Genomic DNA, 17048 nt, shown 5'->3' with positions numbered 1-17048 from the left:
TGGCTAGGTTCTTCCGCCGTAGGGGATACCTTTGAATATATTAACCCCATCCTGACGAGTGCCCCGGATGCGGCCGTGGGTGATTTCTGTTTCTACGTATTCGTCAGCTTTGTAAACCGACGCGAATGCATGGTAAGGAAGGGATGCTGCTGCGGCAGTCAGCGATAGCAGGGGCAAAAAGTCTCTTCGACCAATCAGATTCATAATTTTATAAATTGATCTAGTGTATTTCTTATGTAATCGAGAGAAGGTGTGACCTATTGGGTTCAGTTACTTTTTAGACAGCACCTACTATCGTAGGGCATTAAGAACTCAATGAAACTATGCTGATCCTGGGGTACTTCTCGTTAAATCACAACTACGCTCATAGTGCATGGTAAAATGCAGCAGTGATTTGTCTAGTAAAGGATAAGCCTGTAAAATCCTAATCGTTACCACTGGGCATTACCGTTGAGTAAAGTGGGGCTGTGGGCTATGGCTAAATAGTAGCTGGGAGAGTGGTTTTTAGAAAGCTGCATTGACTGTGAAGAGATGGATTCTTTCCTATATGTATATCATGAGTAAACATACAAATTTACTAAAAATTAGAACTATACATTAAGAATAACCGCAAGGGTAACGGCGGAGATAAAAACCCATAAAATAAGGCCTTGTGCCAAGGGCTTCCAGCCAACAGCCCGAATGACTTTGTATGGCAAACCGGCCCCAATCAAAAACAGGGTTAGCGTCAGACCAAGGTGGGCCAGTTTGACCAGACTGCTGGTAACAGGCTCAATCGCTGGTAGATATGTATGGGCAATCATGGCCAGAATAAAAAGACCAATGAAGTAGGGGATCTTAACTTTGCCTTTTCCGGTATTGAGCCAGGCCGCCGTACCGATAGCTACCGGAATGATCCAGAGCGCACGGGCTAGTTTAACGGTAGTGGCTACCTGTAAGGCTTCGGGACCAAACTTGGCTGACGCCCCCACGACGGAACTCGTATCGTGTATGGCTAAGGCACACCACAGCCCGAACTGCTCGGGCGTCAGGTGAAACCATCTTCCTATGAGAGGAAAGGCCAGCAGAGCAACAGAGTTGAGTATAAATACGGTGCCCAAAGAAATGGATAGTTGCTTTTCTTTGGCTTTTACTACGGGGGAAATGGCGGCAATGGCACTCCCTCCGCATATGGCGGTACCTACAGCTATCAGGAAGGCAGTATGCCGGTTGATATTTAGCCATTTCCCCACTAGTATTCCACATAAAAGCGTCAGGGTAATGGTGGCAACGGTAAAGGGAACGCCCTCTTTACCAGCCTGCACAGTGCTGTAGAGATCCATACCAAAACCTAGTAAAACAACACAGGCCTGCAGCAGCCACTGCGTAACCTTATGGTTGAGGTGGAGAAAGGGGTGTCCGGTTAGTTGAGCCATGACAAGTCCCAGCAGCAGGGCCAGCGGGGGAGACATGATCGGTGTCAGGCACAGGGCTGCTGCACCACTGAAAAGAAGCACACGGACACTGAAGTAGTGGTCCAGCAGGCTTTGCTTCCGCTCAGGACTTTGTGCTGGTGTGGGATTGGTAGTGGTTGATATCGAGGTCATAGGAACTGCCATTGTTGGAAACAAAGGTAGCCGGGTACTATGGTGGAGGCCAATCAGAGATTCTGATGGTACATTACCAGCAGTAATAGGAGTGTTTATATTTAATGAAAGTGAAGGTTGCGTCTGTAATTAATAATTCGCAATGAGTGTAGAACTGCTACGCAACGATTCCCCTTCGCCGGTATACTATTCTCTTTCAACTGGACAAATATTGATTGCTGAGTATAAGGAAAGGCTCCTGATAGTCTGGTATTTTAATATTCTTCATTAACTTCGATCAAAGTTTTCAATTGTTAAGAGTAACTTCCTTCCTCTTAATGAATTGCCCTTATTCAGACTTTCTTTCCTTCCGCTACATATTATGTCCCAATTGATCCGTCAGGATATATCATCCTTCCAGACCAGCATATTCGAAGCTACCCGTGGTATGCGGTTTTTATTTCAGCCTAGCCCTCCGCATTTCTTCATCGTGGCGGTTACCCAGGATATGTGCGAATATGTCAATATGTCAAAGGAAGAGCTTATTGGGAAAGATGTATTTGAGGTTTTTCCAGCTAATCCCAATGATGAAAAAGATTCGGGTCAGAAGGATATCAGGACTTCGCTGGAGTATGTTTTGCGGCACAAGAAAGAGAATCAGTTGGAGCGGGTGCGTTATGATGTGCAACTTACAGGGAACAGATTTAGGGAAAGGTACTGGAATATCTACGATACACCTATACTAAACGAAGAGGGGGAGGTAGCCTACATCATTCACACTTCCGATGACGTCACTGAGCTGGTAAAGGCAGGAGAGGACCAGGCGGCTCACCAGGAACTGCAGGTAGCCTATCAGAAGCTGCTGGAAAGTGAAGAAAAATACCGTAGTTTATTCGACGCCATGGATCAGGGCTTTTGCGTTTTAGAAATCATTTTCGATGAGGCAGATGAGCCGGTTGACTATCGCTTTCTGGAGATCAATCCTATTTTTGAGAAACAAACGGGCCTGAAAAATGCGGTAGGAAAAACAGCTACAGAACTGGTGCCGGGCCTGGAAAAGCATTGGTTTGAATTGTACGGCAAAGTAGCTCTTACGGGTGAGGCAACCCGGTTTAGCCAGGGATCTGAGGCAATGGGTCGCTGGTATGATGTGTACGCATACCGTACAGGGCGCCCTGAGGCCCGACGGGTTGCCCTTCTTTTTACCGATGTAACGGATAAGAAAGTTGCGGATAAAATACTAAGGCAAAGCGAAGCCAATCTGCGTAATATCATTTTGCAGGCTCCGGTAGCCATGTGTCTTTTTAAAGGAGAAGATCATGTGGTAGAAATTGGGAATGAACTCATGTTCCGGTTCTGGGGCAAAGACCCTGTTGCTTTTACCGGAAAACCCATTTTTGACACCTTACCAGAAGCTAAGAGTCAGGGCTTTGAAGAGATGTTAAATGTTGTTTACCTTACTGGCGAGACGGTCAAGCGGTTTGGTGTACCTGTTTCATTACCACGAAATGAAGAGATATTAACTGTATACGTTGATTTTGTATATGAACCTTATCGTGAAAAAGACGGTACCATTACCGGGGTAGTAGCAGCGGCTTTTGAGGTAACAGAACAAGTACTGGCCCGAAAAAAGGTAGAAGCGGCAGAAGTTTCCCTTCGCAATGCTATCGATATTGCCGCACTGGGTACCTGGAGTTATGATGTGAAGACTCAGAACATGACGTACTCACAACGGATGATGGACTGGTACGGCTTTGATCAGCCCACAGAACCTTATGCGACAATTCTTGAAAGTTTACACAAGGAAGATCAGCCAAGGCACCACCGGTACCTTGTTCATGACTATGACTGGAAAGACGATGGTACCATTGCGGATGTTCATACCATCATCAACCGAAAAACCGGGAGAAACTACATTATCTTTTCCATAGGAAAACAGATACGGGACGAAAATGGGACGCTTGTTCGGATAGAAGGCATGTCCAGGGATGTAACGATGGAGCATAACACGCGACAGGCGCTGGAGACCGAAGTACAGCAACGCACGGAGCAACTGGCCGCAGCCATAGATAATTTAAAGACCACCAACCAGGAACTACAGCGATCCAATGCACAACTGGAGGAATTTGCCTTTGCTGCTTCCCACGATCTGAAAGAGCCGATACGTAAAATTAGCATCTTCACCGGTCGATTAAAGAATCAATTGGCCGATAAATTAGGTCCGGAAGAACGCGACATATTCAGAAGGGTAGAAAATGCCAGTTTGCGGATGAATGATTTGATAAATGACCTGCTTCACTATTCACATGTAAGCCACCAGCCACAGCAGTCTGAAAATGTTGATCTGGATGAAGTACTCAAAAGGGTAATAGAGGTAATGGAACTATCCATTGAAGAGAAAAAAGCACAGGTTACAGTAAATGAACTGCCTGTACTAGTTGGTTCTAAAAGACAGTTGCAACAGCTCTTCCAAAACCTGATAAGCAATTCTCTCAAATACAGTCGCCCGGGAGTTGCCCCTAGCATTGATATCAAGTCAACCATCGTTTCTGGAGGCGAAGAGGGGCTACCGGCTGAAAAAGCTTACCACTTAATCACTGTAACTGATAATGGCATTGGCTTTGATAATATGTACGCTGAGAGAATCTTTCAGATATTTAAGCGTCTGCAGGCAAGGGATGAATACGAAGGTACCGGCGTAGGACTATCCATAGCCAGAAAAGTGGTGGAGAATCATAATGGCAAAATCGTAGCCCTGGGTATGCCAGGGGAAGGAGCAACTTTTAAGATCTATCTTCCTGTTTAGTAACTGGATGGCTGTTGTATTCATAGTCTATCGTATTGGTTAGACTCAACAGAGCTATTCATAACCATGCATGGGGTAACCTGTTCTACTATCAAGCCAGCTGCGAACCATTATTCATCCGGATAGTTAAGACTATATTCAATCACTTTATTCAAAAATTATATGGGTATGAAATGGAATGGATTACTACTACTCACCGGCATGTGTATAGCTAGTAGTTGTCAGAACAGCGATTCAACTGATCCGGCTGACTGCAGTCTGTCTATCCCTACCACTAAGGCACCACAGAGTGAAGTGACTGCTCTGAAACAATTCATTGATTCAACCGGAATCAATGCTACGGCTGATGAAAGAGGGTTCTATTATACGATCAATTCCCCCGGGACAGGTGCCAAACCCACTCTGTGCTCTGATGTAACGGTTAACTATGCTGGTACACTAACGAATGGGAGTACATTTGAGACCGCAACAGATGTAAGCTTCAACCTTTCCAGACTCATCCTTGGCTGGCAGCAAGGCATCCCTATGATTAGTCCGGGTGGAAGTATTACGCTGTATTTACCCCCAAGTCTGGCTTATGGTTCGCAGGCCCAACAAGGTATTCCTGCTAATTCAATACTTATTTTTGAGATTGATCTTATCTCCATCGATTAGTTTGGTAGCTCACTATATTGATATGTATCACTGACCGATTGTTAAGTACTAAGTCCTTAATAAAGAGGTTACAGGTACAATAAATTACATATACTAACGAAATGGAGTGTTTGCTCTTTCAATACGTGTTAGTATTGGTACAGTAAAATAAGACTGTTTTAGATTGGTCGGGTTCAAGCAGATCTACCCGATTCACTCTACATTCATTTTGTTAGTGGGGAAGGTACTGTAGGCGGCACAAAGTGAGAGTCGTTGCAAATAAAAGTTTGCTTGACCATTATAGCATACGAACTTTACACTAATCTTCTTTCCATAGTTATCAATATACTGCAACCATTCTTCTTTGAAAATTGACAGATAGCGCTAATATTTAGGCAGTTAATCGAAAAACTTAAGCTATTGACGCTACGTAATAGTAGGTTTGTATAAATAATTTATGTCAACTAAGTAGTAGCTATCGTACCACCTGTAAGAAATTGGTCAGTTTATATAAGTGAACAATTGCAGGATCTTGGGTTACAAGTACGGTTAAGTTGATTTGCACTATATCCACACTATGTAAAGTCCTTATTGGCTAGTTCAATAAGGACTTTCTAACTATATTTCTAATAAAGTCCTGCCTTACCTAGCCTCAGCAACCTCTATTTAGCGCTAGTACTTATTTAATGGACAAGTACCTATTCCATACGAAGATATAGCTGCTCCGTCCTTGAAGGTGCTACCGGTGTCTGATCCTGAAAAGAAGTTGTCAGATTTTTTATTTAAAGTAATAGGTCAACCTAACTTAAAAGCCATACCAATTGAGGGTGAATTGATAGTCCAACCAGTGGCTTGGTTTGGCATCCGACAGGGGAGTAAATGAAAATATCTGTATAGTCTAATGCATTAGGGCAAGGGTAGGAGATATTAATAGCTTTTTTAAGATTTATGCCCCCCAGCTCTACATTATAGTTACCTTAGTCCCAAAAACGTCTATGCAGCCAGACCATTTACTCAAACAGATAGAGTTTATAAAGGAAATCGATAAACTCAAGTACATCGTTCGTAAGACCAAGCTACTTAATAGCGACAGACCTGAAAATGATGCTGAACATAGTTGGCATCTGGCCATGATGGCCATCATATTGTCCGAGCATTCTAATGCTCCTATTGACGTCCTGAAGGTCGTAAAAATGCTTCTGATTCATGATATAGTTGAGATTGACGCCGGAGATACATTCATTTATGATACGCAAAAAAGTCATGATAATACGGAGGAAGAAAGGCAGGCAGCAGAACGTATTTTTGGTTTACTACCCGATGATCAAGCCAGGGAATTGATAGCGATCTGGGAGGAATTTGAAGAGCAGGCAACCAATGAGGCAAAGTTTGCAAGAGCGATGGATCGATTTGAACCCCTGCTCCAAAACGTATCAAACAATGGAGGTACCTGGAGTGAGTTTGGGGTAGACTTTGATAAAGTTTATTACAAAAAACAGGTGATCAATCAGGGTTCTTCGCGTATCTGGGAATATGCCGAGCAGTTGTTAATTGAGAGTGTTGAAAGAGGAATTTTAAAAAAAGAGTAATCATATATTCTTTATGAAAATACACTAATCCCTATTATTGTAACAGCTAGTTTTGCCATTGTAAAACGATGTTAGCCAGCAGTTCTTTAAACTATGTATATTCCAAAGCATTTTCAATTTCAGGACAAAGACGAAATGATTGCTTTTATGAAGCAATACAGTTTTGCTACGATCATAACCGTTAAAGATCAAGTCCCGGTAGCAACGCATTTACCCTTCCTAATTGATGGCAGCTCAGAGAAGCTGGTTCTGTGTTCTCACTTTGCTGTGGCCAACAGGCAAGCTCAGAATATTGAATCTGAAACGTCACTGATCATTTTCACTGAGCCCCATGCCTATATCTCACCGATTCATTATGACAAGCGGGAGAGTGTACCTACCTGGAACTACATAGCAGTACATGCCTATGGGAAGGGGAAGATCATTAAAGATGAAAATGTTAAAAAGAATGTCTTAGAGCAGACGATACGCTTTTATGAACCAGCCTATCTGGATCAGTGGGATACTCTGCCTGATACATTTAAAAAGAACATGATGCAGGGAATTATTGCTTTCGAACTGGAGGTGACGGACTTACAAGGTCAAAAGAAGCTAAGCCAAAACAAAACCTCTGTTGAGCGGGAGCGGATTATTCAGCATTTAGAAGCTAGCCCCATCACCGGCGAGCAAAGTTTAGCTTCTTACATCCGCAGTTTATAAGTAGCTGGGTGTGGTACTGGTTTTTGCTTTTACATAAACGTACTTACTAATTCAAGGTGCTCTACCTATGAAATTAATAAATACGTTTTCGTCAGCAACAACACATGATGCCCAGCCTTAGCTTCCTTAAAGTACCTGCACTTATACAATTCCAACTCTATTATCACTCTTTGGCTGCATTTAGCAGAAAGTAGAAGGCTTTTTACCGTGGAATCTCTAACTGTGTACTTACCGCTATTCTGTTCCAGGCATTAATGATGACTACCGCCATGATTACCTGGGCAATATAGTCTTCCTCAAATATGGCTCTGGCACTTCTATATGTCTCATTAGATAACCCATGCTGGTGGATCAGTGTGACTTCCTCTGTGATGGCCAATAGTACTTTCTCCTCTGAGGAGAACAGATTTATTTCCCGCCAGGCGTTCAGTAGAAAAATGCGCTGGCTGGACTCCCCGTTTTTGAGAGCATCTTTTGTATGCATGTCAATGCAGAAGGCGCATCCATTTATCTGGGAAGCCCTGATCTTGATTAGTTCTTTATGTGCTTTGGTTAGTTGGGTAGTGGCCAGATATCCCTCCAGTCCATACATGGCTTTAGTCGCCTGCCCCTGTGTTTCCATAATGTTTATGCGCTTTTCCATTTGAAGTGTTGTTATATTGTGATGAACAATGACACAACAAAGGTGGAAAGTAGAGCGAGGAATAAACTTAAACCAGTTTAAGAACGTCTTTTGCCCCTGATTTCACTGAGATATTCCGGAGTAAACCCCAGGAAGGAGGCGAGTAGGTACTGCGGTATGCGCTGCACGAACTCCGGGTAGTGATCATGAAAGTGGTAGTAAAGGTCTTCACGAGAGTAATCATACAGGTATTTTATGCGCATTTGCGAAGCGGCATAGGCCCTTTGGTAAACAAACCGGAAATACCGCTCCATCTTAGGTACGTTCCGGAGCAGGGCTTCCTGTGAAGCATGGTTGATCACCAGTATCTCTGAAGGCTCAACTGCCTGAATAAAGAATTCGGTAGGCTGCTGTCTCTCATAAGCAATATTATCAGTGATCCACCAATTTTCAATAGCGAACTCAGTAGTTTGCTCCACGCCTTTCTCATTGATAAAGAATTTTCTCAGGCATCCGTTTAAAATAAAAAAATGAGATCTACAGATCTGTCCCTCCTCTATCAGATTTTCTTTCTTCCGTACCGAAACCTGTGTAAAATAGCTGCTTATCATCGAGTATTCTTCATCTTCAATCTCAATGAACTTCTCCAAATGACTTCTGAATACTGCTGGCATAGCTATCTACAATAATACTGATAATGTTTTGAAGGTAAGCTAATTACAATTCATATAAAGGATGAATTAATAAAAGTGGTATCCTTATTTCTGTTTTAGACGTTATCGTTTTATTTGTATTGTACACTGTTTTGTCCGAAAAGTCAGTCACAAGAAAGCCTCAGGAACCGACAACTTTAAATACAAATCATAGCAGGTTTGTAAAGTTTGAAAATAAGTAGGCTGGTAGTGCCCTTTTTGGCACACTGACTGTACCAAATAATGAAGTAATATTACAGTCGTATACTGATTACAGTCAATGGAACAGGCCCTAATCTGACCTTGTCTCGTATCATTCAAACTTTTAAATCAGGCGTCTATCTGGCTTTTTATCATAAAGCTATTAGGCAAACAGGGCTGAACGCTTATAAACAGCTTCAATCTTTACGTTTACATGTACTATATGTTTTAAATGATTTCTAAGTCTCTGCTTAGATATGGCTTAAGTAGAGGGTCATTGTAGAGTAGGTCAGTAATCAGTACATCAATCTCGTTCATACTGCATACCTTGAAGTGATCTGTACTACCTAGCTTTTCCTTGCTGCTGAGGACAACGGATTTTAAGGAAGCTTGTATCATTGCCTGTTTTACTTCTCCATCCTCCCTTACAGCAGCTGTGATGCCATGCTGGCTGTCAAAGGCACAGACACCCATAAAGTATAAGTCAGCTACATAGTTTTTTACATCCTTACAAGTTTGAGCTCCGACTGTTGTTTCTGTGTTACGATCATAATACCCGCCCAGCACGATCAATTCTATTTTTTCATTGCTACGTAGTATAGGAACAAGAGCTTGATTATTAGTCACTACCCGGAGAGGGAGATCTTTTGGGAAGTAGTGTGCTACGGCACAAATAGTGGTACCTCCATCCATAAAAATGGTTTGCCCGGCTTTGATCAGTTGTTGTGCTTTTTGAGCAATAATATGCTTAGTCTCAGAGTAGATGTTTTGCCGGTCCTGGAATGTAAATGGATTTAAAGACCGGATAATAGCACCTCCCCTAACCTTTGTTAGGAGTCCACTTTTATTGAGTAGATCTATGTCTCGCCTAATGGTATCTTCTGAGACTTGTAACTCCTGCGTTAGCTCTTCAAAAGTGACTTTGTGTGCCTTGTATAACTTGTCTACAATATGTTTCTGACGTTCTTCCTTTATCATGATGCAATATTATGCAAAAACCGTGTATGTTTGCAAAGACTATTCGTACTTCATGATTCAAAAAGTTAACACATATTAAAATATTACTATTTAGATGAGTAATCATAAATCGTTTCTAATCCTGATCTGCTTTGTGGCTTTCATCAGCCTGGGTTTACCAGATGGATTGATAGGAGTAGCCTGGCCCTCTTTACGCGTAGATTATGGGGTTTCACTGGATTCGTTGGGACTGCTGCTCATATGCTTTACTGCAGGGTATCTCTTTGCCAGTTTTAATACGGGCTATATCATGTCCAAAATGCAGTTAGGAACACTACTTGCTGTTAGTTGCATGGTTACAGGAGTAAGTCTATTTGGATATGCGTATAGTGGGATATGGGTAGTTCTATTGGCGATGGCATTTCTTCTGGGGGCAGGAGGGGGGGCGATTGATGCTTCCATCAATACTTTTGCTGCTTCCAACTTTAGCACCAGTGTTGTGAACTGGCTACATGCCTTTTATGGTATCGGAGCCACATTAGGGCCTGTGATCATGTCCTTTTACCTCATGCGAAACTCCGGCTGGTCACTGGGGTACACAACAGTTGCTATTGTTCAACTTACTCTGGCGCTTATCTTTTTCCTAACACTTAAATGGTGGAGAGGCACCAGTAACAAGGAGGAGGAAGTCGTCGCGCCTGCAAAACCCCGGGAAACGTTATCTCTTACAAGTACCTGGCTAAGCATACTGCTTTTCTTTGTTTATACCGGCACCGAAATAAGTATTGGTCAATGGATATTTACTATACTCACCAAGTCACGGATGATACCCGATGCAACAGCCGGATTTTGGACGAGCGTCTACTGGGGTAGTTTGACGGCTGGAAGAATTGTGTTCGGCTTCATCATGGTTAGATTTTCTGTACATAAGGTTTTAACCACCTGTTTTTTCGGAGCTATTGTAGGCGCTTTACTGTTCGCCCTCAATCCCACTGAGCCTATCGTATTGGGAGGTATCATCATGATGGGTTTTTTTGTTGCTCCTGTTTTTCCCAGCCTCATTGCCATGACACCAGACCGTATCGGGGACCGCCACGCTGGAAACGCAGTGGGGTATCAGGTATCATCAGCCATGATTGGAGGAGCTTTACTGCCTGGTTTTGCTGGCCTGATGATAGATTACTTTGGTATTGAAGTAATAAGCAAAATTCATGTTTTTGAAGCAGTCATCATGTGTATACTATATTTAACCATCTCACGGCTCTACCCAATATCCGAAAAGAGAGTATAACAGTTGTCAAAAACAGCTCCACAGGATTCATAAAGAAGGCTATTTTTTCGGTTCATGCATATCATGGCTTAGCACGAGAGCGCCAGTGCTGGATTAGCGGCTGCTCAAGTTGTTGTATGCCAGATTTACTTAGTAGTCTTTATACAGAGGCATTTATGTAACTATAATTCGTCTTAGTACTAGCCTCGGGTGTTGCATCCTTAAGGCTAGCAATAGCTATTATTTTTTGTAAGTTGGCTCCTATACTTTTTACCTTCCTTCTAATAAATTATTGCCTATTTTTCAGTAAGCTATATTATCGTAATTCGTAAACATCACTAGCCACTGCTGGAAACCATTTGCATGCCGGCTCATGTACATATATCTAATAAAGATCCCCTGGGAGCGACCTTTTTAGGCTGCTTCCAGGGGATCGATCTAAATATCAACACTACATATTTCCTATAACAACTCTATGCCTCAAGGGACGTTCTTCTTATAGTGGTTATTAGCAAATTCTAAAAATCTAGCCCAATCATATTTTGTAAGATCATGAATCCCTTCACGATTATGATAACCTATTGGGGGACTAACTATTGGTGTATCTATTGCAGGAGGCCTTTGTGGAAGCTTCGATTCTAATTTGTACAGTTCATAAACGCTTTCGGCTTCTTTAGCTGCGAGAAATGTTCCTGTTGGATCCGCCCAAAGATCTTTGGAAGCGTTAGTCACGTAAACGGGTCGGGGTGCTACCAGAGCGATTAGCATGTGCTGATCTACTGGTAAAGCATTTTCATTGCTATTGTACTGCTTGTAATTTGTAGTAAACCAGTGCGGGAAACTTGTATTGATCCGCTCAACGCTCTCCCCAAAGTTTCTACGCGACAGGGAAGCCCCCGTGTTTCCTGAACAGTTGGAGGCGCAGATGGCAAATCGCTGATCCTGCGCAGCGGCCCATAAAGAAGCTTTCCCCCCACGGGAATGACCAACTACGGCTACCTTCTTTGCATCAATATCTTTATCCTTTTCAAAGTAGTCCAGCACCCGACTGGCTCCCCAAGCCCAGGCCCCGATGGCCCGCATACCGTTGTTTGCATTAATCTGCTCCGGGTATAGCTCTAGTACCCCATTTTGATAGGTATTTTTATTATCCGGAGCAGCATCGCTCACATGAAAGGCCGCTAAAGCATACCCGGCATCTATGACCATTTCGGCAGGCCAAAATTCACTTAGGGTATCACGAGATGCTGCTGTGTTGCGTTTGCTACGGTTGTTAATTAATAAAAAGGCAGGCGCTGGTTTCTTTAAATTGTTCGGAATAAACATAACTATGTTAATTCTGACCGGCTTGTTATTATTGGTTATGACCAATTCTACCTCTTTCAAATGTGCTTTCCCATTCATCGCATTCCTGTCTTCGTTTTTGACCGAATACTCCAGACGGTCATACTTTTTAGGAAATTGACCGTATACATGTTCCTCAAAAAGGGTAAGTACCTCCGGCCTACGGGTTTGTTCCCACTCTTTCTTAGTAGTAATTTTCTTACCGCTTTCTGTAACAAGTACATCAGGTAATGTATATTCACCTACTTTGGACTCATCATAATTTTGAGCGTACAGGTACGGCGAAAAAAGGAGTACGGTAAGTAGAAGGATTGATATTTTCATAAGTCTGTTTTTATTCATGTTGCTGCCTATAAAGGGTTAATTTAAATTAATCTTACTCCATTGCAGGACTAAGTTTCTTATCACTTCAGAAAATCTGTTGTAATCACTGGGTGTTGAAAGCTGAATTTTTGATTCTGAACTATAAAGCTGATAGACCTTTTTCGCTTCTACTACTGCCTTTTGAATATCAGGTAACGTAGTATATCTATCCATTTGTGGTGCTATCACAAGTAGGGGCCGGGGAGCAATACTCGCAGCTATTTCATGAAAATCAATGGGGATACGAGCTTCATGGCCTACAAAAAATCCCAGGCGAGGAAGTAGTCCATGCAGGTGGGAGTACGCTCGTATGCCTTCTGTTCCCTTATCAGGTGTATCCAGGCGCATAGGAGTAAACCCAGCCACTGAAACAGTTCCCGCAATACGTTTATCTAACGCAGTAGCATACAATCCTACGGTAGCTCCCAGTGAATATCCTAGAGTATAAATTTTGGTACTATCTATAAAATCCAGATTTGTCAAGGCATCTACTGCATCATGTACATCAACAACCATCTTCCCCATTTTTGACCAGTGGGGGTAGCGTTGATAGAAGCGTGTCCCTTCTTCAATTCTATTACCAAACCCGATCATGTCATACGTAAAAATGGCATAACCCTGATCTACTAGGGCTTCAAAAAAAGGCTGTATCTCATGATCATGCCCCATTGAAGCAAATCCTTTGGAGTAGTCATATTCATGAAGATAAATGAGTACGGGTAACTTAGCCTTCTGCGTATCCTTTATTTTGTTAGCAGGGTAGTATAAATAGCCATATAGGTATTCCCCAAAACCTTTATAGGGTGTAATGGCCATTCTAGCCATTTTAGAAGTTATGTTGGGGCGCCTTAAAAAACTTCCAAAGTAGTCTTCACCTATACCTCCGTTTTGCAGATTTCCAGGGCCGGGATTCGATACAGTAGCAGGCTGGTCGCCTAAGATCCATCGTAGTTGCCCTAAAATCTCTTTTCTTTTTTGATCCCACTCTTTTTGAGAAAGAGACCTCTTTCCATCTGGTGCCTGCACAAGTCCTTCAAGGTCTTTACTAGGAAATTCCAGTGGGTTAATTTGTTCCTTGCTAAGCTTACGCCAGTCCTCAAATGAATAATTGTAAAGTAATCGGTACTCCGGCTTTTCAGTAACTCGTTTGAAGGAGTAGTTAAAGAAGTCGATGTAGTCTTCTATATCCTGCGCAGAAGTACCATGTAAACCTTTCCTGTACCTGATGACGAGCTGGTCACCAGCATCTAAAAAATTGTACACTTTTTGTGCTGACCGGTAAGCTTGTTCCGCCCCCCATGGATTACTTGCTCCTTCCGAGGTAGCGGTACTAAGCATGAGGCCCCTGGGTGCTACCAGGGCCATAAAATAGTTCTGATCTACCGGCAACTTATTTTCTCTGCCAATAAAGAACCTCAGGCGAGGATGAAACCACGACGGTTGTGCCGTAGTAAGTAGTGCTATGTCTTCTACATCATAATTATGAGAGGCGTAGCGCCAGGGTACTTCGGCACCAGAGCCACCACTACTGGTAACAACAGCATTGATACGCTCATCGAAGGCCGCAGCGATAAGAGATAGCTTTCCATTTCTGGAATGCCCCGTTAAGCCAATCTTATCTTTGTCAATAAATGGAAGTGTATACAGGTAATCAATTGCAACGAAAGTCCCAAAAGCTCTACGCATAAGCCTGGAAAAGTCATGTTCTTTCGCCCAGATCTCAGCGTATTTTTCTGTATCATCCTTTGAGTCTCCGCCTGCATATACACAGGCTACATATCCCCTTTTAACCGCAATTTGAGCCCATTCCCGATGTGTCCACTGAGTCATGAATACCGGAAAAGGCCCCGTACCCGGAGGAATCATTAGTTCTACCGTCAGGTGAGCAGCTAATCCCGGACCAAACCTTAGATCAACCATCCGAAGTGTAGTCTGCCCATCTCTTCTTTCACTAAGTAGTTCTACTTCTAAATTTCGGGGCTGCTCTGGATAGGTACCCGTTATATAATACTCCAGTTCTTTCTTTATTTCCTCCCGCCTTTCTTTCCACTGCTCTATTGTAGCGATAGGGACCGTTTCCTCCCCTTCCTGCCTGACCATAGGGTCGGGCAGGAAGGGAATTGAAGGCAATATATCGAAGTCAGGAGGCAGTTCTCCTGTTCTTGTAATCCAATCCTGGAAGGACTTATCAAAATATGATACATGACCATTGCCCGTCCGATCCGGAGGTAAGAGTTCTATGATTTTATCAAGGTCCCTTTTTTGCTTAGTGGTATCCGCGGAGAAGGAAGCATGATTATGAACTATTGCTGCTACTTCGGATCCCTCAAATCCAGCTGCTGCTGTTCTCAACGCTGGCACAAATGCCAACAAACAAAACAAGGTAGCTGAAATGCTCATAAAAAATCCAATAGCTGGCTTGCTCTCCATCAGACAAATATTTTGTATCCACTAAACTCAAAAAGTTTTATATTCTTAGTTGACTCCCGGTGCTATGTGCTCAGACATAAACTACTCTATTGTCTCTAATGGAGGTACATTATTGGCAGCTCCATCATAACCTACATTTTGATTTATTCTTCCTAGTGTGTTCGCGGTAATTACACTTTGCGGAATAGGCCACAGCGTGTGGTAGGGCTGCATGTCAGCAACGTTAGCAAACCAGGTAAAAAGAGGTGTACGATAGTGCTCATTAACACGCATTACCCGATCATGGTACCAGTTTTTCTGATGAAAATTAGCCAGGCTATATCCATTTTTGTTTTCCTTAGCCATAATAAAGGATACCCTGACCATCTCAGAGTGTCGTGGTTCTTCAATGTATAACTCCCGGGCGCGCTCATCAAAAATATAATCGATAGTAACATCGCTGGCTGAAATCAAGGGAGCCTTAGCACGCTTTCTGACCATGTTGATGTCGTCTGCTGCCAGGCTGTTCTGACCCTTCCAGTAGTACGCTTCGGCTCTTAACAGATAGGTTTCAGCCAGACGGAATACATACATGTCAGATTGCCCTCCCCAGGGCTGAACTGTATTGGGAGTGGGTATAAAGGTTTTGTAGATTGGCCAGGGATACCAGGTGTCTGTTGTATCAACCAGACTACCATATAGCGATTTGTTCAATTGAAGCCCATTCATAGGAGATCCATTTAAACATCCTTTTATCTCTGAAACCATTTTTCCCATCTCAATCCAGTTAATATCAGCTCTCCGTAGATCAGTTGTTGTTTGCCAGGAATAGTTGGGACCATTCCATATTTGATAATGGAAATAATCATTTGTCCGTACATCTCCATTGCCAATGCCCAGTGTATCACCCGTTGGAGTATTCCAGTTACAAGCTCTGCTGCCCCTACCATCCAGGATCTTCCACCAGGAAGGCGTATAGTTACGCATAGTATACGCACCATCAGACCACGCACCCGGAGGGGCATCTGGTCTGTCTACGGTAGTATAGATTGTCTCAGTGTTCTGAGGATTATTTTTGTTATCCCGGCGGTGTAGATCCCACAGAACGTTACGGCTAGGGTCATTCGCATCCACTCCAAACCTTTCTTTCATCAATGCATAAGGTCCATTAATAACACTACTGGCCGCAGCTATTGATTTATCATATTCCAGATTGGCCAGGTATACTTTTGCTAAAAGATGGTTTGCCGCTCCTTTTGTGAGATTGCCAAGTACAGCAGGCTTTTCAGGAAGCCATTGAACAGAGTATTCTAAGTCAGACTGAATCTTCTTGAGTATAGCCGATTGGCTGTATGTAGCAAAATCCAGCTTTGCCCCTATCAGCTCTTCTCCTATCCAGGGAACATCTCCGTAGGAATGAACCAACCTGTAGTACCAGTAAGCCCGGTGCCAATAAGCCTCTGCCAGTAGACGATTCCTAACCGCTTCGTTCTCCCACTTTACATTGTCTATTCTGGATATGAGAACATTGGCATTCTTTATAAACTCGTAGCTTTTGTTAAACATTGAAAGTAGTGGCCAGAAGGCACTACTACTGGGAGTATTTCTTTTAAAATCTACTTGTGTAAGGGCAACGGCTATGTCAGAGTAAGCATGGTCCATAGCTATTGGGTTTCTGTAACCGGAAAAATCATAGTTGAGGCTTTTCCTCATTGTTACCAGAAGTGCTTCAAAACCTGCTTCATTAGTATATATATTTTCAGGTGCAAAAAATGAAAGCGGGTCTATTTCTAGCCAGTCTTTTGAACAGGACGTTTGAAATAGTAAGGAAACTATAAGGATATAGGGGAATATTTTAAGTCTTCTCATGATTGAATTCTTTATGAAGTTAACTTTCA

The 17048-nt window shown here is 42.8% G+C and carries 13 protein-coding genes; 5 read left to right on the top strand and 8 right to left on the bottom strand.

Translation table 11 applies throughout. From position 1 onward, the window contains the following. Positions 1-3 precede the first annotated feature (3 nt). Both JUB14_RS18660 and JUB14_RS18655 read right to left on the bottom strand, forming a co-directional pair. On the bottom strand, positions 4-204 hold the full coding sequence (locus JUB14_RS18660; protein ID WP_207508323.1) for a hypothetical protein: 201 nt from the start codon (positions 202-204) through the stop codon (positions 4-6). Positions 205-590: 386 nt separating this feature from the next. Further along, positions 591-1586 carry a YeiH family protein gene (locus JUB14_RS18655; RefSeq protein ID WP_207508321.1) on the bottom strand — a complete coding sequence of 332 codons (996 nt, stop codon included), beginning with the start codon at positions 1584-1586 and terminating at the stop codon, positions 591-593. Between the two features lie 361 nt (positions 1587-1947). On the opposite strand from JUB14_RS18655, the gene JUB14_RS18650 reads away from it, so the two are divergent. From JUB14_RS18650 to JUB14_RS18635, 4 genes are all read left to right on the top strand, one after another. Beyond that, positions 1948-4371 (top strand): PAS domain-containing sensor histidine kinase, encoded by a 2424-nt coding sequence (locus JUB14_RS18650; RefSeq protein WP_207508319.1) that lies wholly within the window; start codon positions 1948-1950, stop codon positions 4369-4371. A 168-nt stretch (positions 4372-4539) separates the two neighbouring features. Then, positions 4540-5025 (top strand): FKBP-type peptidyl-prolyl cis-trans isomerase, encoded by a 486-nt coding sequence (locus JUB14_RS18645; protein ID WP_207508309.1) that lies wholly within the window; start codon positions 4540-4542, stop codon positions 5023-5025. 974 nt (positions 5026-5999) lie between these two features. Continuing rightward, entirely contained in the window at positions 6000-6593 is a 594-nt protein-coding gene (locus JUB14_RS18640) for an HD domain-containing protein (RefSeq protein WP_207508307.1), read from the top strand. Positions 6594-6686: 93 nt separating this feature from the next. Next, positions 6687-7292: an FMN-binding negative transcriptional regulator gene (locus tag JUB14_RS18635; RefSeq protein ID WP_207508305.1), complete on the top strand. Its 606-nt coding sequence runs from the start codon at positions 6687-6689 to the stop codon at positions 7290-7292. 202 nt (positions 7293-7494) lie between these two features. Here the strand turns inward: JUB14_RS18635 and JUB14_RS18630 are convergent, their stop codons facing one another. The 3 genes from JUB14_RS18630 to JUB14_RS18620 all read right to left on the bottom strand — a co-directional run bounded on the left by JUB14_RS18630 (position 7495) and on the right by JUB14_RS18620 (position 9785). Beyond that, positions 7495-7935 (bottom strand): carboxymuconolactone decarboxylase family protein, encoded by a 441-nt coding sequence (locus JUB14_RS18630; protein ID WP_207508303.1) that lies wholly within the window; start codon positions 7933-7935, stop codon positions 7495-7497. Positions 7936-8012: 77 nt separating this feature from the next. Further along, a complete protein-coding gene (locus tag JUB14_RS18625; protein ID WP_207508301.1) occupies positions 8013-8588 on the bottom strand; it encodes a Crp/Fnr family transcriptional regulator in 576 nt (191 codons plus the stop codon). Between the two features lie 447 nt (positions 8589-9035). Beyond that, the gene (locus JUB14_RS18620; protein ID WP_207508299.1) at positions 9036-9785 is read right to left on the bottom strand and encodes a DeoR/GlpR family DNA-binding transcription regulator; all 750 of its coding nucleotides are present in this window, start codon (positions 9783-9785) and stop codon (positions 9036-9038) included. A 94-nt stretch (positions 9786-9879) separates the two neighbouring features. On the opposite strand from JUB14_RS18620, the gene JUB14_RS18615 reads away from it, so the two are divergent. Then, the gene (locus JUB14_RS18615; RefSeq protein WP_207508297.1) at positions 9880-11055 is read left to right on the top strand and encodes an MFS transporter; all 1176 of its coding nucleotides are present in this window, start codon (positions 9880-9882) and stop codon (positions 11053-11055) included. A 459-nt stretch (positions 11056-11514) separates the two neighbouring features. On the opposite strand, the gene JUB14_RS18610 is transcribed toward JUB14_RS18615, so the two are convergent. The 3 genes from JUB14_RS18610 to JUB14_RS18600 all read right to left on the bottom strand — a co-directional run bounded on the left by JUB14_RS18610 (position 11515) and on the right by JUB14_RS18600 (position 17019). Next, positions 11515-12720: a glucuronyl esterase domain-containing protein gene (locus JUB14_RS18610; RefSeq protein ID WP_207508295.1), complete on the bottom strand. Its 1206-nt coding sequence runs from the start codon at positions 12718-12720 to the stop codon at positions 11515-11517. Between the two features lie 18 nt (positions 12721-12738). After that, entirely contained in the window at positions 12739-15171 is a 2433-nt protein-coding gene (locus JUB14_RS18605) for an alpha/beta fold hydrolase (RefSeq protein ID WP_207508292.1), read from the bottom strand. A gap of 81 nt (positions 15172-15252) precedes the next feature. Continuing rightward, a complete protein-coding gene (locus JUB14_RS18600) occupies positions 15253-17019 on the bottom strand; it encodes a RagB/SusD family nutrient uptake outer membrane protein (protein WP_207508290.1) in 1767 nt (588 codons plus the stop codon). Positions 17020-17048: the final 29 nt, after the last annotated feature.

The sequence above is a fragment of the Telluribacter humicola genome (genome assembly GCF_017355935.1).
Taxonomy (GTDB): Bacteria; Bacteroidota; Bacteroidia; order Cytophagales; family Spirosomataceae; genus Telluribacter; species Telluribacter humicola.
This window is presented reverse-complemented; position numbering and strand designations above follow the sequence as displayed.